At 72.5% G+C, this 20,224-nt stretch carries 16 protein-coding genes; 8 read left to right on the top strand and 8 right to left on the bottom strand.

What is annotated here, in order from left to right; all coding sequences use genetic code 11:
* From uvrC to secG, 8 genes are all read left to right on the top strand, one after another.
* On the top strand, positions 1-2,049 hold the full coding sequence (gene uvrC / locus ACFYE3_RS05800) for an excinuclease ABC subunit UvrC (RefSeq protein ID WP_387606920.1): 2,049 nt from the start codon (positions 1-3) through the stop codon (positions 2,047-2,049).
* Between the two features lie 157 nt (positions 2,050-2,206).
* Positions 2,207-3,133, top strand: coding sequence for an RNase adapter RapZ (gene rapZ, locus ACFYE3_RS05795; RefSeq protein ID WP_387606917.1), 927 nt, complete (start codon positions 2,207-2,209; stop codon positions 3,131-3,133).
* A gap of 31 nt (positions 3,134-3,164) precedes the next feature.
* Positions 3,165-4,238, top strand: a complete 1,074-nt coding sequence (locus ACFYE3_RS05790) for a gluconeogenesis factor YvcK family protein (RefSeq protein WP_387606915.1) — start codon at positions 3,165-3,167, stop codon at positions 4,236-4,238.
* A gap of 54 nt (positions 4,239-4,292) precedes the next feature.
* Entirely contained in the window at positions 4,293-5,273 is a 981-nt protein-coding gene (whiA, locus tag ACFYE3_RS05785) for a DNA-binding protein WhiA (RefSeq protein ID WP_387606912.1), read from the top strand.
* 215 nt (positions 5,274-5,488) lie between these two features.
* On the top strand, positions 5,489-6,493 hold the full coding sequence (gene gap / locus ACFYE3_RS05780) for a type I glyceraldehyde-3-phosphate dehydrogenase (protein WP_387606911.1): 1,005 nt from the start codon (positions 5,489-5,491) through the stop codon (positions 6,491-6,493).
* 40 nt (positions 6,494-6,533) lie between these two features.
* Positions 6,534-7,757, top strand: a complete 1,224-nt coding sequence (locus tag ACFYE3_RS05775; protein WP_387606908.1) for a phosphoglycerate kinase — start codon at positions 6,534-6,536, stop codon at positions 7,755-7,757.
* A gap of 126 nt (positions 7,758-7,883) precedes the next feature.
* Positions 7,884-8,699 carry a triose-phosphate isomerase gene (gene tpiA, locus ACFYE3_RS05770; RefSeq protein ID WP_387606905.1) on the top strand — a complete coding sequence of 272 codons (816 nt, stop codon included), beginning with the start codon at positions 7,884-7,886 and terminating at the stop codon, positions 8,697-8,699.
* Between the two features lie 69 nt (positions 8,700-8,768).
* On the top strand, positions 8,769-9,023 hold the full coding sequence (secG, locus tag ACFYE3_RS05765; RefSeq protein ID WP_368831203.1) for a preprotein translocase subunit SecG: 255 nt from the start codon (positions 8,769-8,771) through the stop codon (positions 9,021-9,023).
* Between the two features lie 167 nt (positions 9,024-9,190).
* Here secG and ACFYE3_RS05760 read toward each other — a convergent pair whose 3' ends face one another.
* The 8 genes from ACFYE3_RS05760 to tkt form a co-directional block, all read right to left on the bottom strand.
* Positions 9,191-10,054 carry a hypothetical protein gene (locus ACFYE3_RS05760; RefSeq protein ID WP_387606903.1) on the bottom strand — a complete coding sequence of 288 codons (864 nt, stop codon included), beginning with the start codon at positions 10,052-10,054 and terminating at the stop codon, positions 9,191-9,193.
* 34 nt (positions 10,055-10,088) lie between these two features.
* Positions 10,089-10,697, bottom strand: a complete 609-nt coding sequence (locus tag ACFYE3_RS05755; protein WP_387606901.1) for a hypothetical protein — start codon at positions 10,695-10,697, stop codon at positions 10,089-10,091.
* A gap of 806 nt (positions 10,698-11,503) precedes the next feature.
* Complete coding sequence (gene pgl, locus ACFYE3_RS05750; protein ID WP_387606898.1) at positions 11,504-12,253, bottom strand: 6-phosphogluconolactonase; 750 nt, start codon at positions 12,251-12,253, stop codon at positions 11,504-11,506.
* Entirely contained in the window at positions 12,250-13,371 is a 1,122-nt protein-coding gene (locus ACFYE3_RS05745) for a glucose-6-phosphate dehydrogenase assembly protein OpcA (protein ID WP_387606896.1), read from the bottom strand. Before ACFYE3_RS05745 ends, pgl begins: the two co-directional genes overlap by 4 nt.
* Positions 13,368-14,879 carry a glucose-6-phosphate dehydrogenase gene (gene zwf / locus ACFYE3_RS05740; protein WP_387606999.1) on the bottom strand — a complete coding sequence of 504 codons (1,512 nt, stop codon included), beginning with the start codon at positions 14,877-14,879 and terminating at the stop codon, positions 13,368-13,370. The genes ACFYE3_RS05745 and zwf overlap by 4 nt, the downstream gene beginning before the upstream one ends.
* 160 nt (positions 14,880-15,039) lie before the next feature.
* Positions 15,040-16,656: a glucose-6-phosphate isomerase gene (locus tag ACFYE3_RS05735; protein ID WP_387606894.1), complete on the bottom strand. Its 1,617-nt coding sequence runs from the start codon at positions 16,654-16,656 to the stop codon at positions 15,040-15,042.
* Positions 16,657-16,712: 56 nt separating this feature from the next.
* Positions 16,713-17,819, bottom strand: a complete 1,107-nt coding sequence (gene tal / locus ACFYE3_RS05730) for a transaldolase (protein ID WP_387606891.1) — start codon at positions 17,817-17,819, stop codon at positions 16,713-16,715.
* Positions 17,820-17,874: 55 nt separating this feature from the next.
* Entirely contained in the window at positions 17,875-20,010 is a 2,136-nt protein-coding gene (tkt, locus tag ACFYE3_RS05725) for a transketolase (RefSeq protein ID WP_387606889.1), read from the bottom strand.
* Positions 20,011-20,224 lie beyond the last annotated feature (214 nt).

Here is a 20,224-nt window from a genome sequence, read left to right as displayed (position 1 = left end):
GTGGCCGATCCGGAGAGCTACCGCCCCGCCCGCCAGGACATCCCGACCGCCCCCGGGGTCTACCGCTTCCGCGACGAGTACGGGCGCGTGGTCTACGTGGGCAAGGCCAAGAACCTGCGCAACCGCCTGAGCTCCTACTTCGCGCCCCCGCACGCCCTGAGCCCCAAGACCCGCGCCATGGTCACCACCGCGGCCGGCGTCGAGTGGACCGTGGTGGGCAGCGAGCTGGAGTCCCTGCAGCTCGAGTACACGTGGATCAAGGAGTTCAAGCCCCGGTTCAACATCGCCTACCGGGACGACAAGTCCTACCCCTACCTCGCCCTGACGATGGCCGAGTCCGTGCCCCGCGCCCAGGTGGTGCGGGGGGAGAAGAAGAAGGGCAACCGCTACTTCGGCCCCTACTCCCAGGCCTGGGCGATCCGCGAGACCCTCGACGCCCTGCTGCGCGTCTTCCCCGTCCGGACCTGCTCCAAGGGCGTCTACCGGCGCGCCGAGCAGTCCGGGCGCCCGTGCCTGCTGGGCTACATCGACAAGTGCTCCGCCCCGTGCGTCGGGCGGATCTCCGAGGAGGACCACTACGCCCTCGCGGAGGACCTGTGCCGCTTCATGGCCGGGCACGCGACCCCCTTCATCAAGGAGCTGCAGCGGCAGATGCAGGAGGCCGCCGCCGCCATGGACTTCGAGACCGCCGCCGCGCGCCGCGACGACATCGCCGCCCTGGAGAAGGCCTTCGAGCGCAACGCCGTGGTGCTCTCCGACAGCACCGACGCCGACTTCTTCGCGCTCGCCGAGGACGAGCTGGAGGCCGCCGTCCAGGTCTTCCACGTCCGGGGCGGGCGGATCCGCGGCCAGCGCGGCTGGGTCACCGAGAAGGTCGAGGAGGCCGACGGCGGACGGCTGCTCGAGCAGCTGCTCGAGCAGGTCTACGGCGACACCGCCACCGACGCCGCCGAGAGCGCCCAGGCCGCCGCGCCCCCGTCCCCGGGCGGGTCCAAGCACCGGCCCTCCGCGGAGCTCGCCTACCGGGAGGACGCCATCCCGCGCACCGTGCTGCTCTCCGAGCCCGCCGACAGCACCGACCGGCTCGAGGAGTGGCTCTCGGGGCTGCGCGGGTCCCGGGTCACGATCGCCGTCCCGCAGCGCGGGGAGAAGGCCCACCTCATGGAGACGGTGCAGGAGAACGCCCGGCAGGCCCTGAAGCTGCACAAGTCCCGGCGGGCGGGCGACATCACCACCCGATCCGCGTCCCTGCAGGAGCTGCAGGAGGCCCTCGACATCCCCGTGCCGCTGATGCGCATCGAGTGCTACGACATCTCGCACGTGCAGGGGACCAACGTCGTCGCCTCCATGGTCGTCTTCGAGGACGGGCTGCCCAAGAAGTCGGACTACCGGAAGTTCTCGGTCACCGGCGAGGCCGCCCGGGACGACACCGCGTCCATGTACGACGTCATCTCCCGGCGGTTCCGCCGCCACCTCGAGGAGCAGGCCGAGCGGGAGGCCGCCGGGCCGCGCACCGGTCAGGTCGACGCCGGGGCCGAGGCCCCCGAGCGGGCGCGGTTCGCCTATCCGCCCAGCCTCGTGGTGGTCGACGGCGGGCCCCCGCAGGTCGCCGCCGCCGCCCGGGCGCTGAGTGACCTCGGGATCGACGACGTCCACGTGGTGGGCCTCGCCAAGCGGCTCGAGGAGGTCTGGGTGCCGGACGACGAGTTCCCCGTGATCCTGCCGCGCGCGAGCCAGGGCCTGTACCTGCTCCAGCGGATCCGCGACGAGGCCCACCGCTTCGCCATCACCTTCCACCGCAAGAAGCGCTCCTCCGCCATGACGGTCTCCGTGCTCGACGAGCTGCCCGGGGTGGGCCCCGCCAAGCAGAAGGCGCTGCTGAAGCACTTCGGCTCCGTCAAGAAGCTCCGGGCGGCCCGGGTCGAGGAGCTCGAGCAGGTCCCCGGCTTCGGGCGGACCCTCGCCGAGAAGGTGGCCGCGGCGCTGCAGGCCGCCGACGCCGACGCCGCCCCGGCGGTCAACATGACCACCGGCGAGGTGCTCACCTGAGCGAGGGCGCGCCGCCGGGGTCGCGGCGGCACCCCGCCGACTTCGTTAGGCTGGGGCGGGACCGCCGCGAGAGGCCGGCCACGACCGGTGCGCCGGGCGCGGAACGGCGGGCACGGAGCACCAGGCGCAGGGCACCACGACGGGAGACGGAGCGGACATGAGCGAGCACACCGCCGGAGCGGACGTCGGGACGGCGGACGGGACGGACCACGCGAAGCCGACCAGTTCGGAGCTGCTCGTGGTGACGGGCATGTCCGGGGCCGGGCGCAGCACGGCCGCGAACGCCCTCGAGGACCTCGGCTGGTACGTGGTCGACAACCTGCCGCCGCAGATGCTGCACACCCTCGCGGACCTCGTCTCCCGGACCCCGCAGGCCCTGCCCAAGCTCGCGGTGGTCATCGACGTGCGCGGCAAGGCCCTGTTCAGCGACATGAAGGAGACGCTGGCCGCCCTCGAGGCGTCCGACGTCGACTTCTCGGTGCTCTTCCTGGACGCCGCCGACGAGGTCCTGGTCTCCCGCTACGAGCACCAGCGCCGGCCCCACCCGCTGCAGGCCGGCGGACGGATCCTCGACGGCATCCGCGCCGAGCGCGCCCTCCTGACGGACCTGCGGGAGTCGGCCGACGTGGTCCTGGACACCTCCGCGTTCAACGTGCACGCGCTGTCCCGGGCCGTGGCCGACCTGTTCTCCACGAACGGGCCCGTGGTCCTGCGCCTGACCGTGCTCAGCTTCGGCTTCAAGTACGGGGTCCCCGCGGACGCGAACTACGTGGCCGACGTCCGCTTCATCCCCAACCCGCACTGGGTCCCGTCGCTGCGCCCCCGCACCGGCAAGGACGACGAGGTCCGGGACTACGTCTTCCAGGACGAGGGACCCCGGCAGTTCGTGGACCGGTTCGTCGCCATGCTCGAACCCGTGTTCACGGGATACCGTACGGAGAACAAGCACTACGCCACCATCGCGATCGGCTGCACGGGCGGCAAGCACCGCTCCGTGGCCGTGAGCGAGGAGGTGGCCCGCCGGCTCGCCAAGCTGCCGCTCGTGACCGTCAACATCCAGCACCGGGACATGGGCCGGGAGTGACCGGCTCGCCCTCACCGCGATGGGACCCCCGATGACCCTTCCTCCCACCGGCGCCTTCCCCCGACTGCCCCTCAGCAGCGGCGCCGATGTCGACCCCCACCACTCGCCGGACCCCTCCGCCCGGCGCCCCGGCGGCGCCAGCCCGTCCGTGGTCGCCCTCGGCGGCGGGCACGGGCTCTCGGCCAACCTCGCCGCCCTGCGCCGGATCACCCCCGTGCTCACGGCCGTGGTGACGGTCGCCGACGACGGCGGCTCCTCCGGCCGGCTGCGCGACGAGCTCGGCGTCCTGCCCCCGGGGGACCTGCGGATGGCGCTCGCCGCCCTGTGCGACGACTCCGAGTGGGGCCGGACGTGGCGCGACGTCATGCAGCACCGCTTCAGCTCCTCGGAGGGCCGCCCCACCACCCTCGACAACCACGCGCTGGGCAACCTGCTCATCGTCACCCTGTGGGAGCTGCTCGGGGACCCGGTCGCGGGACTCGAGTGGGCGGGCGCCCTGCTGGGCGCCCGCGGCCGGGTGCTGCCGATGTCCACGCAGCCGCTGGTCATCGCCGGCGACGTCCCCGGCGCCCCGTCCGGGGCAGCGGACCGCCCGGGGGAGCACGCCGCGGTGCGCACCATCACCGGGCAGGCGGTCCTGGCCAAGCAGGCCGACGTCTGCAACGTCCGGCTCGTGCCCCCGGACGCCCCGGCCTGTCCGCAGGCGGTCGAGGCGGTCGGGCTCGCCGACTGGGTGATCATGGGGCCGGGCTCGTGGCACACCTCCGTGCTGCCGCACCTGCTGCTGCCCGAGCTGCGCGAGGCGATCTGCGGCTCCCGGGCACGCCGCTGCGTCACCCTGAACCTCTCGCCGGACACCGAGACGCGCGGCAAGACGGCCGCCGACCACCTGCGGGTCCTGCACGCCTACTGCCCCGAGCTGACCCTGGACGTGGTCCTGGCCGACCCCTCGGCCACCGAGGACGGCGCCGACCTCGAGGAGGTCGCCCGCGGCCTGGGCGCCGAGGTCTTCTACGCCGACGTCCGGGCGCACCCGGGCACCGCCGTGCACAACACGCTCCGGCTCGCGGCCGCCTACCAGGAGATCTTCGAGCGCCACCGCTGAGCCCTCCGCCCGCCCCACCCCCACACACCCCAGCATCCCCAGGAAAGGAACCGCGTGGCCCTGACGTCATCGGTGAAGGAAGAACTGTCCCGCCTCGAGATCAAGAGGTCCTCGGAGCGGCGCGCCGAGCTCTCCGCGCTGCTGCGCTTCGCGGGCGGGCTGCACATCGTCTCGGGGCGCATCGTCGTCGAGGCGGAGGTGGACCTCGGCGCCACCGCGCGCCGGGTGCGCCGCGCGGTCCACGAGGTCTTCGGCCACGACAGCGAGATCGTGGTCGTCTCCGGCGGGGGGCTGCGGCGCGGCAGCTCCTACGTGGTGCGCGTCGTCGAGGACGGCGAGGCCCTCGCCCGCCAGACGGGACTGCTCGACTCGCGCGGGCGCCCCGTGCGCGGGCTCCCGCCCGCCGTGGTCAACGGGGCGGTGGCCGACGCCGAGGCGGTGCTGCGCGGGGCCTTCCTCGCCCACGGCTCCCTCACGGAGCCCGGCCGCTCCGCCGCGATGGAGTTCACCTGCCCCGGCCCCGAGGCCGCCCTGGCCCTGGTGGGCGCGGCCCGGCGGCTCGGCGTCCTCGCCAAGGCCCGCGAGGTGCGTGGCGTGGACCGCGTGGTCGTCCGGGACGGGGACGCGATCGCCGCGCTGCTCACCCGGATGGGCGCCCACCAGACGCTCCTCCAGTGGGAGGACCGGCGGATGCGCAAGGAGGTGCGGGCCACCGCCAACCGTCTCGCCAACTTCGACGACGCCAACCTCCGCCGCTCCGCGCAGGCCGCCGTGGCGGCCGGGGCCCGGGTCGAGCGCGCCCTGGAGATCCTCGGCGACGAGGTCCCGGAGCACCTGCGGCAGGCGGGGGAGCTGAGGCTGTCCAACAAGCAGGCCAGCCTCGACGAGCTCGGCCGGCTCGCGGACCCCCCGCTCACCAAGGACGCCGTGGCGGGCCGGATCCGCCGGCTGCTGGCCATGGCGGACCGCCGGGCGGAGGACCTGAACCTGCCCGGCACCGACGCCGGTGTCGCCGCGGAGGCCCTGCCCTCCTGAGCGGGACGCGCCGGCACGGCTCCTCGGAGCCGCGCCGGCGGAGTCGACGGCGTCTGCGTGGGTTTCCGAGGTTCCGCGTCCTCGGATGTGGGTTTATGTTGGTTTGACGATGAATGCAGGGTAAATCTTTCATGACCCCAAGACATCCCAGGGATAACCACGTAGAATGGGATCTGGTTCAACGATCCAGACCCCGACCAACACAGGAGAACCCAGTGACCATTCGAGTGGGCATCAACGGCTTCGGACGCATCGGACGCAACTTCCTCCGCGCGGCGCGCGAGCAGGGCGAGAACATCGAGGTCGTGGCCGTGAACGACCTGACGGACCCGGAGGCCCTGGTCCACCTCTTCAAGTACGACTCCATCATGGGCCGGTTCCCGGGCGAGGTGACCCTCAACGGCGACACCATGAGCGTCGACGGCCACGAGGTCAAGTTCCTCGCCGAGCCCGACCCCGCCAAGCTGCCCTGGGGCGAGCTCGGCGTGGACGTCGTCGTCGAGTCGACCGGCCGCTTCACCAACGGCTCCAAGGCCAAGGCCCACCTGGACGGCGGCGCCAAGAAGGTCGTCCTGTCCGCCCCCGGCAAGGAGATCGACGGCACGTTCGTGCCCGGAGTCAACCTCGACACCTATGACGCCGCGTCGATGAACATCGTCTCCGCGGCCTCCTGCACCACGAACTGCCTCGCCCCCATGGCGAAGGTCCTCAACGACGCGTTCGGCATCGAGCACGGTCTGATGACCACCATCCACGCCTACACCGCGGACCAGAACCTGCAGGACGGTCCGCACAGCGACCTGCGCCGCGCCCGTGCCGCCGCCCTCAACATGGTGCCGACCACCACCGGTGCCGCCGCCGCCGTGGGCCTCGTGCTGCCCGAGCTCAAGGGCAAGCTGGACGGCTTCGCCGTGCGCGTCCCCGTGCCCACCGGCTCCGTCGTGGACCTCACCTTCGACGCTAAGAAGGAGGTCACCGTCGAGTCGGTCAACGCCGCCATGAAGGAGGCCGCCGAGGGGCACATGAAGGGCATCGTCAAGTACACCGAGGACCCCATCGTCTCCTCGGACATCCAGGGCGACAGCATCTCCACGATCTTCGACGCCCCGCTGACGAAGGTCATCGGCAACCAGGTCAAGGTCATCGCCTGGTACGACAACGAGTGGGGCTACACCTCCCGCCTCGTCAACGTCGTCTCCCACGTCGGCGGGCAGCTCTGACACCGCGGCCGCGCGACGTCGCCGGGGTAGGGTGAGTGACATGGCTCATGCACTTGACGAACTGATCGCCGACGGCGTCGCCGGGCGCCGCGTCCTGGTCCGCTCCGACCTGAACGTCCCCCTGGACGGCTCCACCGTGACCGACGACGGGCGCGTCCGCGCGTCCCTGCCGGTCCTGGGAAAGCTGGCCGACGCCGGGGCCCGCGTCATCGTGATGGCGCACCTCGGCCGGCCCAAGGGACAGGTCGACCCGAAGTACTCGATCGCCCCCGCCGCGCGGAAGATGGCCGAGCTGGCCGACTTCCCCGTGGCGGTCGCCTCCGACGTCGTCGGGGAGGACGCCAGGGCCAAGGCCGAGGCCCTCGCCGACGGCGAGGTGCTCGTGATCGAGAACGTGCGCTTCGACCCGCGCGAGACCTCGAAGGACGACGCCGAGCGCGGCGCCTTCGCTGACGAGCTCGCCGCCCTCACGGGCGAGAACGGGGCCTACGTCGACGACGCCTTCGGCGCGGTGCACCGCAAGCACGCCTCCGTGTTCGACATCGCCCACCGGCTCCCGGCCTACCTGGGCGACCTGGTCAAGCGCGAGCTCGACGTCCTCACCAAGGTCGTCTCCGCCCCCGAGCGGCCCTTCGTGGTGGTCATGGGCGGGTCCAAGGTCTCCGACAAGCTCGCGGTGATCGAGAACCTCATCGGCAAGGCCGACTCGCTGCTCATCGGCGGCGGCATGGTCTTCACGTTCCTCGCCGCCCAGGGACACTCCGTGGGCGGGTCCCTGCTGGAGCAGGACCAGATCGGGACGGTCAAGGACTACCTCGAGAAGGCCTCCGCGGCCGGCACCGAGATCGTCCTGCCCGTGGACATCGTCTACGCGGCCGAGTTCGCCGCGGACGCCGCGCACGAGGTGCGCCCGGTCGACGCCATCGAGGACGGCGAGATCGGCTCCACCGGCCTCGGCCTGGACATCGGTCCCGAGTCCGCGAAGCTGTTCGCCGAGCGGATCCGCGGCGCGAAGACCGTGTTCTGGAACGGCCCGGCGGGCGTGTTCGAGATGGAGGCCTTCGCCGGGGGCACCCGGGCGGTCGCCGAGGCCGTCGTCGCCTCGGACGCGATGAGCGTCATCGGCGGCGGCGACTCCGCCTCGGCCGTGCGCAACCTCGGGTTCTCCGACGACCAGTTCGGGCACATCTCCACCGGCGGCGGCGCCTCCCTCGAGTTCATCGAGGGCAAGGAGCTGCCCGGGGTCGTGGCCCTGGGCGCCTGACCCGCACGCTCCACCACCGCGCCAGGGGCGCCCCGGAGCCGCACGCCCCGGGGCGCCCCTGGCGTCCATCGCACCACTGCCGAACCGCACGACGAGCGGCGCACCCGCCGCGGACAGGAGTCCCCGATGACCTCCCAGACCAACGGACAGTACGACCGCACGCCGCTGATCGCCGGCAACTGGAAGATGAACATGGACCACGCCCAGGCGATCACCCTGCTGCAGAAGCTCGCGTGGACCCTGGACGACGCCAAGCACGATTACGCCCGCGCGGAGGTGGCCGTCTTCCCGCCGTTCACCGACCTCCGCTCCGTCCAGAGCCTCGTGGACGGTGACGACCTCCGCGTCGTCTACGGGGCCCAGGACCTCTCCGACAAGGACTCCGGCGCCTACACCGGCGACATCTCCGGCCAGTTCCTGGCCAAGCTCGGCTGCACCTACGTGCTCGTGGGCCACTCCGAGCGCCGCACCGTCCACGGCGAGTCCGACGAGCTGTGCAACGCCAAGATCGCCGCCGCCCACCGCCACGGCCTGGTCCCCGTGCTGTGCGTGGGCGAGGGCCTCGAGGTCCGGCAGGCCGGCGAGCACGTCGCCTTCACGCTCGAGCAGCTGCGCGGCTCCATCGCCGGTCTCGAGGCGGACCGGGTGGCCGAGCTCGTGGTGGCCTACGAGCCCGTCTGGGCGATCGGCACCGGCGAGGTCGCGGGCCCCGAGGACGCCCAGGAGATGGCCGCCGCCATCCGTGCCGAGCTCGCCGGGCTCTACGACGCCGAGACGGCCGCGAAGACCCGCGTCCTCTACGGCGGTTCCGCGAAGGCCGCCAACGCGGGCTCGATCCTCCAGGGCAAGGACGTCGACGGCGTCCTCGTCGGCGGTGCCAGCCTCGACGCCGAGGAGTTTGCTAGCATTGCCAGGTTCGAGCAGCGCCTCGTGACCGACTGATCACGACCCCCTGACCGTCCGCGCCGTCCGGGCGCGGCTGCTCGTCGCACACACCGAGGGAAGGCCCCAGTGGATATTCTGCAGAACGTGCTCCTGGCGATCATCGTGGCCACGAGCCTCCTGGCCGTCCTGCTCGTGCTCCTCAACAAGGGCAAGGGCGGAGGCCTCTCCGACATGTTCGGCGGCGGCATGACGCAGTCCCTCAACACCTCCGGCGTGGCGCAGAAGAACCTGGTCCGGCTGACCACCGCCACAGCCGTGGTGTGGGCCCTGTCGATCGCGGCCTACGCCCTGACCATGCGCTTCGCCGAAGCGGCCGTCTGAGTCGACCGCTCTCCGCACGACCCCGGTCTCCCCGCCGGCCACGGACCATCGTGGTCGGCCGGGGAGCCGGGGTCGTCCGCGCTGCGTTGCGGCGGCCCGCTACCGGCCCCGAGGAGGTCGCCGTCGGGGACACGGCGGCGCCGGTGGATCCGGCCCCGCCTGCGCGATCAGCGCCCGTACTGGACCCGCAACGAGGCGTCGTCGGGCAGCACCACCACGGTGCCCTCCTCGACCGACCATCCTTCGTGGAGGAAGAAGTACCGTTCCCCGCTGACGGACAGCAGGCGCAGCCCGTCGTAGCGGTACAGCGGGGCCTCGTCCGTGCCCAGTTCGTGCGTCCTGACTCCCGGGACGTCGAGGCCCAGTGGCTCCTGGCTGTAGACCTGCGCCCGGGGCAGCCACGAGAGGTTCGCCTCGAGCGCCTCCGCCAGACCCCTTCCGCGGGCCTCGGCGAAGGTGGAGGTTCCCCAGAAGAGCAGCAGCGCCACGAGGACCAGGAGCAGTGTCGCCTCGACGGCCTGCTGCTCGGCGGGCCGCTGAGGACCGTCGCCGGCAGCGGCGTAGCGGCGGATGCGGACAGCCCACGCGGCCACGAGCACGCCGACGGTGATGAGGTACGGGGCGTACAGCGGGCTGTACACGCGTTCGGCGAACAGCAGGACGACCATCAGACCGATCAACGCCACCGCGCCGACCAGGGCCGCCCGTGGCAGCGTGGTCGACAGCCTGCCGGCCGCTCCCCGGTCGACGCGTCTCCGCAGGACCCGGTCCAGCCAGACCCACAGCATGCCCAGCGCGACCAGGAGCAGCAGCGGGAGATACAGGGCACTGATGCTCAGCAGCGCGAAGTCCCGCGTGGTGTAGCCGAACAGGTTGACGTGCAGTCCCATCCACTCGGCCTGCGCCTTCGCGCGGGCCCAGCCGAAGTAGAACACCAGGGCGGTGACCACAGTGGCCGGCGGCCCGATGACGGACACGTATCCCAGGACGTGCGACCACACCGAGCCGGTCGGCGCAGCGGCCTCCGTCATCGTTCCCGCCCGGTGCCGCAGCAGCGGCGGCCCGTCAAAGGCCGGGAGCCGGACATGTCGTCGGACCGGGGGCGTAGTCCAGGGAGACCGTGCTGCGGGCCGGGTCCTCGAGAGCGTAGCCGGACCCTGAGAGTGCCACCGGTACCGGACCACCCGTCTCCGGATCGGGTGCCGGAGGCGCCACGAACAACGGTCCGGTCGGATCCCACTGGATCGGCACGGGAGCCGAGCCCACGACGACGAACTGCACGCTGCCCACGGGCAGAGCTCGGTCCTGCACGTTTCCGCGCAGGTGGACGGGCACACCGCCGCACGTCGGAACGAGCAGTGCGGACTCGCCGGCTTCGTCCGGTGCCGGCGCGAGACCCGTGACGGACAGTGGACAGGCGGTGCCCGGTGTGTCGACGAGCACGGGCACGTCCTCGGGGTGTTCCTGGTGGAACTGCACCAGGCGCTGCAGCATGGCGATCGCAGCCACGTCGTGACAGCTCTCCGGGAGCGGGGCGGCGGCCAGGGCCGCCGCCCCCTGGGACCAGAGCGCCTCGTCGTTGGTGACGGCGGCCTGGCACAGCAGGGAGGCGGCGTCCTGGGCGATCGCCCCGGCCAGGCTGTCGTGGTCGCACGTGCCGGCGCGCAGTGCCACGTACCATTCCGGTTCCCCGGGACCGACGGGTCCGATCGGCAGTCCGCCGATCACGGGAGCGACGCGGGGAGGTGCCGGGGTGCTGCCGGCGCCACCGGTCCCACCGCCGTTGGCCCCACCACCGGTCCCACCGCTGTTGGCCCCACCACCGGTCCCACCGCTGTTGGCCCCACCACCGGTCCCACCGCTGTTGGCCCCACCACCGGTCCCACCGCTGTTGGCCCCACCACCGGTCCCACCGCTGTTGGCCCCACCACCGGTCCCACCGCTGTTGGCCCCACCACCGGTCCCACCGCCGTTGGCCCCACCGCCTGGGTCGGCACCGCCGGGACCGGCACCGCCGGATCCGCCGCCGGGACCGGCACCGCCGGACCCGCCGTCTTCGGAACCGCCACCCGCACGCCCGGTGGTGTCCTCGGGACCGGGCAGGTCGGTGGAGCCGTCCGAGGTCCGCGCGGAACGGTCCGCACCCGGCTCGGTGGTCTGCTCGGCCGCAGGGGATCCGTTCCCCGTCTCGGCGCCGTCGTCGGGTCCTCCCCGACCGCACCCCGCGAGCACGACGAGGGCCCCGGCGGCCAGGGCGGTGCTGACGCGTACGGGACGTGACGAGAACATGCCCTCACCGTCCTTCCGCGCTCGTGCGGATGTCGCGGTCGATGCGCAGGATCTCCATGACCATGGGCCCCGTTCTCTCCACCGGACGCCCGGGTGCCGTGGCGTCGTCAGCGAGCATGACGCCACGGGCGTCACTCCAGCGTGACTACCGTCCGGTCACTCTCGGTGTTTCGCCGCTGCGGCGCGGCGGCTCAGCCGTCGAGGGCGTCCTGGGTCACGAGCAGCAGCGTCTCCTCGGTCCCGCGCACCCCCGCGCCGGGCGTGCGCTCGAGCGGGGCACCGCCGCGGACGGCGGCGACCGCCTCGGCCTTGTCCGCCCCGGCCACGAGTAACCAGACCCGCCGCGCACCGTTGATCATCGGCAGCGTCATGGTCACCCGCTCCGGCGGGGGCTTGGGAGAGCCCTGCACCCCCAGCACGGTGGCGTCCGCCTCGTGCACGTGCGGCATACCGGGGAACAGGGAGGCCACGTGGCCGTCGGGGCCCAGGCCCAGCAGCGAGAGGTCGAACCGGGGGAAGGACTCCGTCCGGTGCTCCGCGTCGGCGGCCGCCGCCAGCTCGCGCCGGTAGTCGAACGCGGCGTCCTCGGCGGTGTCGAAGTCGTCCGAGCTGCCCATGAAGTGCACCCGGTCCGGGTTCAGGGCCAGGGCCCCGTCCACGGACTCGGTGGCCTGGACGCAGTTGCGGTCGGCGCTGTCGCCCGCCACGAAGCGCTCGTCCGACCACCACACGTCGACCCGGGACCAGTCGACCTCGTCCCGGCGGCCGGAGGCGGCGAGCGCCGCGAGCACCGCGGTGCCCATGCTCCCGCCGGTGAGCACGAGGCTCGCCTCCCCGTGCTCCTCCTGCGCCGCCACGACCACGTCGAGAACCCGCTCCGCGGTGTCCGCGGCGAGCGACTCCTTGTCCGGGTGGGCGACGGTCTCCAAGTCGGCGCTCATGCGCGCTCCTCTCCAGGGGTCGGGACGGACGGCTCGGCGGCCGGGGCCTCGGCGGGCTCCGGCAGGCCGGCGACCGGGTCCGCGGCGTCCTCGGGCGTCGCGCGCGCCACGGGGTCCCGGTCCGGGCGGCCTCCGCCGTGCTCGGCCAGGAACCGTGCGGCGCCGGGGGTGAGCTGACCGGTGGTGTCCACGATCTGCGCGATCCGCACGTCCCGCAGACCGGTGGTGACGACCTCGCCGTAGACCTCGTCGGGGTCCAGGCGCCGGAGCTCCTCCGCGATGCAGGCGTTGAGGTCCCGCACGGGCATGGCGATCTGCTGGTCGGGCTGACCCGGCTGCCGCAGCATCGCCACGGACCGGCCCGGGCGCTCGAGCACGATCTCGCCGTCGTCCCGGACGAGGGTCACCCGGTCCAGACGGCGGGGACCGGGGTTGTTGACCAGTGTCACCTCCGCGTCGAGCCGGGTGCCCAGCCACGCGCCCAGCAGCACCACGCTGGGGGAGCGGCCGCACCCCTCGACGACGACCTCGCGCACGGGCGCGGGCTCGGCCTGGTCCAGGACCGCGGCCAGCTGGATGCGCCAGTTGGTCACCCTCGTCCAGGCGAGATCCGTGTCGCCGGGCACGTACCGCGTGCAGAGCTCCGCGAGCGCCTCGTAGGCGTCGTCGCTGCGCGCCGAGTCCGTGATCCGCCGGTGGGCGATCCCGGCGATCGACGACGTGTGGGGCGAGGGCGGCGGCACCGTGTGGGCCCACCAGGCGACGATCGGCGCGTCCGGCAGCAGCAGCGCCGAGAACAGGGTCTCCGTGGGCTCGGCGAGCTCGCCGTAGCCGTGCAGCACGATGACCTCGGAGGCGCCCGCGTCACCGCCCATGCGCAGCTGGGCGTCGAGCCGGGTGCTCTCGGCCTGGGAGTGCGCCACGTGCACGAGGATCCGGCACGGGTGCTCGTGGCTCGCGAAGTTCGCGGCCTCCAGGGCGGCCTCGGAGTGCCCCGCCTGCGCGAGGATCACGAGCGTGAGGACCCGGCCGAGCGTCACGACGCCGTGCTGGTCCCGCAGCTGGCTCAGCTTCTTGTCGATGGCCGAGGTGGTGGTGTTCTCCATCGAAACGATCACGGTCGCCTCCAGACGCGTCCGTCGCGGGCCAGCAGCTCGTCGGCGGCGGCAGGTCCCCAGGACCCCGGCGCGTACGGCTCCGGCATGATCTCCTGCTCCGCCCAGCTCTCCTCGAACGGGTCGAGGATCCGCCAGGACAGCTCGACCTCCTCGTGGTCGGGGAACAACGGTGGTTCCCCGAGCAGCACGTCGAGGATCAGGCGCTCGTAGGCCTCCGGGCTCGACTCGGTGAACGAGTGGCCGTAGCCGAAGTCCATGGTCACGTCCCGGATCTCCGACTGGGTCCCGGGCACTTTGGAGCCCAGCCGGATGGTCACGCCCTCGTCGGGCTGGATCCGGATCACGATGACGTTCTGCCCCAGGTCCTCGTGCCCGTTGTCCCCGAAGAGCAGGTTGGGGGAGTTCTTGAACTGCACCGCGATCTCGGTCACCCGCCGGCCCAGGCGCTTGCCGGCGCGCAGGTAGAACGGCACGCCCGCCCACCGGCGGTTGTTGATGTCCAGGCGCAGCGCCGCGTAGGTCTCGGTCCGGGAGTCGGCGGGGATGTCCTGCTCCTCGAGGAAGGCCCGCACGCGCTCACCGCCCTGCAGCCCGGACTCGTACTGGCCGAGCGCCGAGTGCGCCGCCAGGTCCTCGGGGACGACGACGGAGGCCAGCACCTTCGCCTTCTCCGCGCGCATGTGGTGGGCCTGGAAGGACAGCGGCTCCTCCATGGCGGTGAGGGCCAGCAGCTGCAGCAGGTGGTTCTGGATGACGTCGCGGGCCGCGCCCACGCCGTCGTAGTAGCCGGCGCGGGAGCCGATGCCGATGTCCTCGGCCATGGTGATCTGCACGTGGTCCACGAACTGCGCGTTCCACAGGGGCTCGAACATCTGGTTCGCGAAGCGCAGCGCCAGGATGTTCTGCACCGTCTCCTTGCCCAGGTAGTGGTCGATGCGGAACACCGAGTCCGCCGGGAACACGCGCTCCACGATCGCGTTGAGCTCCTGCGCGGACTCGAGGTCGTGGCCGAAGGGCTTCTCGATGACCACACGGCGCCACCCGGAGGCGTTCTCGTGCTGGGCCAGGCCGTGGTCGGCGAGCTGCTGGCAGACCGTCTCGAACGCCTTGGGCGGGATCGAGAGGTAGAACGCGTGGTTACCGCGCGTCCCGGAGTGCACGTCGAGCTCCTTGAGGGTGGACTTGAGCGCCTCGTAGGCCTTGTCCTCGTCGAACTCCCCGCGCACGAACCGGACGCCGGAGGCGAACTGCCGCCACACGTCCTCCTGGAACGGGGTGCGGGCGTGGGCCTCGACGGACTCGCGCACCACCTCCCGGAACTGCTCGTGGGACCAGTCGCGGCGGCCGAAGCCGACGAGCGCGAAGGACGGCGGCAGCAGCCCCCGGTTCACGAGGTCGTACATCGCCGGCAGCAGCTTCTTCTTCGCGAGGTCTCCCGTCACGCCGAAGAGCACGAGCGCCGACGGGGCGGCGACCCGCACGAGCCGCCTGTCCCTCGGGTCCCGCAGGGGATTGCGGGCGTTGTTGTCTGGCAACGGAACTCCTTCACGTCTTCGCGGGGCCGTGGCGCCCACGGGGGCCTGCACACGCAACGGTCGGCGCGGGGACTCCCGCGCCGACCGTGGCGTGATCCCATTCTAGGTCAGCGGTCCGGTCGCTCCGACCGGGTCAGCCGCCGACGGCGTCGACGGCCTGCCGCAGCCGCGCCACGCCCGCGGCGCGGTCCGCGAGCCGCAGCCGGAGCACGGGCCGCCCGTGGTCGGCGAGGACCTGGGCGTCCCCGTCGGCCTGGGCCGAGATGAGCTCGCCGAAGCTGAACGGGCTGTCGGGGATGTCGAGGTCCGTCTCCGAGGCGGCGGTGATCTGCAGGTACACGCCCTCCGCGGGTCCGCCCTTGTGGTACTGGCCGGTGGAGTGCAGGAACCGCGGGCCCCAGCCGAACGTCACGGGCCGGCCGGTGGCCCGGGCGAGGACCGGGCGGACGCTCTCCAGCTCCGCCCACGCGAGCCGGTCGAAGTACGCCTGCACGGACAGGTAGCCGGTCTCCGGCAGCTGCGCGAGCAGCCTGGCCAGCGCCTCCTCGACGGTCTGCGCCCCGTCGAGCAGCTCCTGCGCGCCGCGGATCTCCACGGGACCGTCCACGACGTCCGCGGCGGTCGGCTGCGGCTTGTCCTCGAGCAGGGCGCGGGTGGCGTTCTTGGCGGACTCCACGTCGGGCTGGTCGTACGGGTTGATGCCGAGCAGCCGTCCGGCCGCCGCGGTGGCGACCTCCCACAGCATGAGCTGGGCGCCGAGGGAGCCGGAGACCCGCACGACGTCGCCCTCGGGGGCCTGCTCGTCGTCCACGCCGACGAGCTCCACCACGAGGACGTCGGCCGCCCCCGAGGAGGCCTCCGGGACGTCACCGGCGCCGGCGACGACGGGCAGCACGCCCTTGCCCTCCTTGCCGGTGGACTCCGCGATCAGCTGCTCCGCCCAGTCGGCGAACCCCGCGATCCCGGAGCCCAGGTCCTGGAACACGAGCTTGTTCCGCAGCGGCTGGGTGCCGCCGAGGGCGGCGCCCAGGTGCAGGCCGGGGTTGTCCTCGGCGTCCTCGCGCAGCACCTCTCCGGCCTCGTCGGCGTCGTCGAGCAGGGCCCCGACGTCCACGCCGGCCAGTCCGGAGGGGACCAGGCCGAAGGCGGTCAGCGCGGAGAAGCGCCCGCCCACGGTCGGGTCGGCGGTGAAGACCCGGCGGTAGCCGGCCTCCCGCGCGGACGCCTCCATGGGCGAGCCGGGATCGGTGACCACCACGATGCGCGAGGCGGCGTCGATGCCCGCGTCCTCGAACGCCCGGGCGAAGACCCGGCGCGCCGAGTCGGTCTCCACGGTGGAGCCGGACTTGGAGGAGACCACGATCGCGGTGCGCTCGAGGCGGTCGGCGAGGGCCGCGCCCACCATCTCCGGGTCCGTGGAGTCGAGCACGAACAGCTCGACCCCGGCGGTCCGGGTGATCACCTCGGGGGCGAGGGAGGACCCGCCCATCCCCGCGAGCACGAACCGGTCCACGCCCTCCGCCGCGAACTCCTCCCGCAGCGCGGTGATCTCGGCGACGAGCGGGCGGGACACCTCGGCGGCCTCCACCCAGCCCAGCCGCTTGGCGGACTCGTCCTCGGCCGCGGCCCCCCACAGGGTGGGGTCCTGGGCGAAGAGCTTCGAGGCGAACCTGTCGCCCACCAGCGCGGGCACGTGCCGGTCGACGGCCTCGCGAGCCGCGCCGGAGGTCTGGACGGACAGGGAGCTCATGGGTTCTCCTTCGGGTGGGGCAGCACGGACGGAACTCGGGTCAGGACGGGACGGGCTCAGCGGGCGTTGTCGAGGGCGGCGCGCACGGTGTCGAGCAGCTCTGTCCAGGAGTCCTCGAACTTGGTGAGCCCCTCCGCCTCGAGCTGGGCGACGACCTCGTCGTAGGAGATCCCCACGCCGGCGATCCGGTCGAGGAGCTCGTTGGACTCCGCGTAGGTGCCGGTGACGGTGTCCCCGGTGACCTCGGCGTGGTCGAACGTGGCCTCCAGGGTCTTCTCGGGCATGGTGTTGACGGTGTTCGGGGCCACCAGCCCGGTCACGTACAGGGTGTCCGGCAGGGAGGGGTCCTTGACCCCGGTGGAGGCCCACAGCGGGCGCTGCAGGTTCGCCCCGGCGGAGGCCAGCCGTTCCCAGCGCTCGGTGGTCAGGGCGTCCTCGTAGATCTGGTAGGCGAGCCGGGCGTTGGCCAGACCGGCCTTGGACTTGAGCGCGGCCGCCTCGTCGGTGCCGATCGCGTCCAGGCGCTTGTCGACCTCGGAGTCCACCCGGGAGACGAAGAAGGACGCCACGGAGTGGATGCCGGCCAGGTCCTTGCCGTTCTCGAGCGCCTGCTCCAGGCCCAGCTGGTAGGCGTTGATGACCGCGCGGTACCGCTCGAGGGAGAAGATCAGCGTCACGTTGACGGAGATCCCCTCGGCGATGGTCGCGGTGATCGAGGGGAGGCCGGCCTCGGTGGCGGGGATCTTGATCAGCGCGTTGGGGCGGTCGATGGTCTGGGACAGCCGCTGGGCCATGGCCGCGGTCGCCTCGGCGTCCTGGGCCAGGCGCGGGTCCACCTCGATGGACACCCGCCCGTCCACGCCCTGGGTGGCCTCGTGGACCGGGGCGAAGAGGTCGCAGGCATCGCGCACGTCGTCGGTGGTGATGGCCAGCACCGCCTCGTCCACGTCCGTGCCGGCGGCGGCGAGCTGCTTGACCTGGTCCTCGTAGGCGTCGTGGGCGGCCAGTGCGGCGGCGAAGATCGTCGGGTTCGTGGTCACGCCCACGACGTCCTTCTCGTCGATCAGCCGCTGCAGCCCCCCGGAGGTCAGGCGTTCGCGGGACAGGTCGTCGAGCCAGATCGAGACGCCGGCGGCGGAGAGCTTCTGGGTGGGGGTGGTCATGTTCGTGTCAGTCCTCGTGCTCGGGGGAAAGGGATCGGTCGGTGCGCGCCGGAACTCAGCGGCCCACGGAGGCGGTGGCCTGCGCGGCGGTGAGGGACTCCTGGGCGGCGGCGGTGACGGCCTCGGCGGTGATGCCGAACTCGCGGTAGAGGGTCTCGTAGTCGGCGGACTCCCCGAAGTGCTCCAGGGACACGGCCCGCCCGGCGTCGCCGAGCAGGTCCCGCCAGGACATGGCGATCCCGGCCTCCACCGACACGCGGGCCTTCACGGCCGCCGGCAGCACGGACTCGCGGTAGTCGGCGTCCTGGGCGTCGAACCACTCCCGGCACGGCATGGACACCACCCGGGCGGCCACCCCCTGCGCCTTGAGCTGCTCGCGGGCTTCCACGGCCAGGGAGACCTCGGAGCCGGTGCCGATGAGGATCACGTCCGGGGTGCCCTCGGTGTCGGCCAGGACGTAGCCGCCGCGGGCGACCCCCTCGGCGGAGGCGAACAACTCGGTCTCGGCCTCGGGGTGGAGGTCCACCCGGGCGAAGGTGGGCACGTTCTGGCGGGTCAGGGCGATCCCGGCCGGGCCGTGCCGGTTCTCCAGCATCGTCCGCCAGGCGATCGCGGTCTCGTTGGCGTCGGCCGGGCGCACCACGTCGAGCCCGGGAATGGCGCGCAGGGCGGAGAGCTGCTCCACGGGCTGGTGGGTGGGCCCGTCCTCACCGAGGCCGATGGAGTCGTGGGTCCACACGTAGATCGAGGGGACCTTCATCAGCGCGCCCAGGCGCACGGCGGGGCGCTGGTAGTCGGAGAAGATGAGGAACGTCCCGGAGAACGCCCGGGTCTGCGAGGACATGGTGATCCCGTTGACGATCGCCGCCGCGGCGTGCTCACGGATCCCGAAGTGCAGCACCCGCCCGTAGGGGTTGCCGGTCCACTTCGCGGTGGAGCGCGCCTCCGGGATGAAGGAGGGCGCGGACTCGATGGTGGTGTTGTTGGAGCCGGCCAGATCCGCGGAGCCGCCCCACAACTCCGGGAAGGTGTCGGCGATCGCGTTGATCACCTTGCCCGAGGCCGAGCGGGTGGCCACGTCCTTGCCGGCCTCGAAGACCGGGAACGCCTCGGCGTGGTTCTCCGGCAGCTCCTCGTTGCGGATCCGGTCGTAGAGCTTCGCCCGCTCGGGGTTGGCCGCCCGCCATGCGTCGAACGCCTGCTCCCACTCCTGACGGTAGGCGCCCATCCGGTCCTGGATGCCCCGGGTGTGGGCCAGGACCTCCTCCTCGACCTGGAAGGACTGCTCGGGGTCGAAGCCGAGGATCTCCTTGGTGGCGGCGACCTCCTCGGCCCCGAGCTTGGAGCCGTGGATGCCGCCGGTGTTCTGCTTCTTGGGCGCCGGGTACCCGATGATGGTCCGCAGCGCGATCAGCGAGGGCTTGGTGGTCTCGGCCCTGGCCGCCCGGATCGCCGCGTAGAGCTCGGCGACGTCCTCGACGTAGTCGCCGGTCTTCGTCCAGTCGACCCGGTTCACGTCCCAGCCGTAGGCCTCGTACCGCTTCAGCACGTCCTCGGTGAACGCCACGTCGGTGTCGTCCTCGATGGAGATGTGGTTCTGGTCGTAGATCACCACCAGGTTGCCCAGCTCCTGCACCCCGGCCAGCGAGGACGCCTCGGAGGTCACGCCCTCCTGGAGGTCCCCGTCGGAGGCGATCACGTAGACCGTGTGGTCGAAGACGGACTCACCGGCCGGGGCCTCGGGGTCGAACAGGCCGCGGGTGTAGCGCTGGGCGTAGGCGAAGCCCACGGCCGAGGCCAGGCCCTGGCCCAGCGGGCCGGTGGTGATCTCCACGCCGGTGGTGTGCCGGTACTCGGGGTGGCCCGGGGTCTTCGAGCCCCAGGTCCGCAGGGACTCGATGTCCTCGAGCTCCATCCCGTACCCGGAGAGGAACAGCTGCAGGTACAGCGTCAGGGAGGTGTGCCCGGGGGAGAGCACGAACCGGTCCCGGCCGGTCCACCGGTCGTCGGTGGGGTCGTGGCGCATCACCTTCTGGAAGAGCAGGTACGCCGCGGGGGCCAGGGACATGGCCGTGCCCGGGTGGCCGTTGCCGACCTTCTCCACCGCGTCCGCGGCCAGCACCCGCACCGTGTCCACGGCACGCCGGTCCAGTTCGGTCCAGGTCAGCTTCTGATCGAGTTCGGTCGCCAAGATTCGGGGCCCTTTCCATTGGGGTCCGCTGCCGTGCGCAGCGGGTGCCGGTCACCGACCGGTGGTTTGGGTCCAGCTTAGGTCACGCACATTTCTGTCGTGTGACCGACGGCACCGGTCCGGGGGGCCCCGGAGGCCTTTCCCGTCATGTCCGGAGCGGGGACGGGCGCCGTCACGCGCTATGCTGTATAGGACCTTCTTCCGCGCCCGCGAC

The organism is Kocuria arenosa (assembly GCF_042879215.1).
In the GTDB taxonomy this organism is placed as follows: Bacteria; Actinomycetota; Actinomycetes; order Actinomycetales; family Micrococcaceae; genus Kocuria; species Kocuria arenosa.
The sequence above is the reverse complement of the archived record's forward strand: the minus strand, read 5'-3'. Positions and strand labels throughout refer to the sequence as shown.

Coding starts and splice junctions, on each gene's coding strand:
- rapZ (WP_387606917.1), top strand. CDS start 2,207: ATGAGCGAGCACACCGCCGGAGCGGACGTCGGGACGGCGGACGGGACG.
- ACFYE3_RS05790 (WP_387606915.1), top strand. CDS start 3,165: ATGACCCTTCCTCCCACCGGCGCCTTCCCCCGACTGCCCCTCAGCAGC.
- ACFYE3_RS05775 (WP_387606908.1), top strand. CDS start 6,534: ATGGCTCATGCACTTGACGAACTGATCGCCGACGGCGTCGCCGGGCGC.
- tpiA (WP_387606905.1), top strand. CDS start 7,884: ATGACCTCCCAGACCAACGGACAGTACGACCGCACGCCGCTGATCGCC.
- ACFYE3_RS05760 (WP_387606903.1), bottom strand. CDS start 10,054: ATGACGGAGGCCGCTGCGCCGACCGGCTCGGTGTGGTCGCACGTCCTG.
- pgl (WP_387606898.1), bottom strand. CDS start 12,253: ATGAGCGCCGACTTGGAGACCGTCGCCCACCCGGACAAGGAGTCGCTC.
- ACFYE3_RS05735 (WP_387606894.1), bottom strand. CDS start 16,656: ATGAGCTCCCTGTCCGTCCAGACCTCCGGCGCGGCTCGCGAGGCCGTC.
- tal (WP_387606891.1), bottom strand. CDS start 17,819: ATGACCACCCCCACCCAGAAGCTCTCCGCCGCCGGCGTCTCGATCTGG.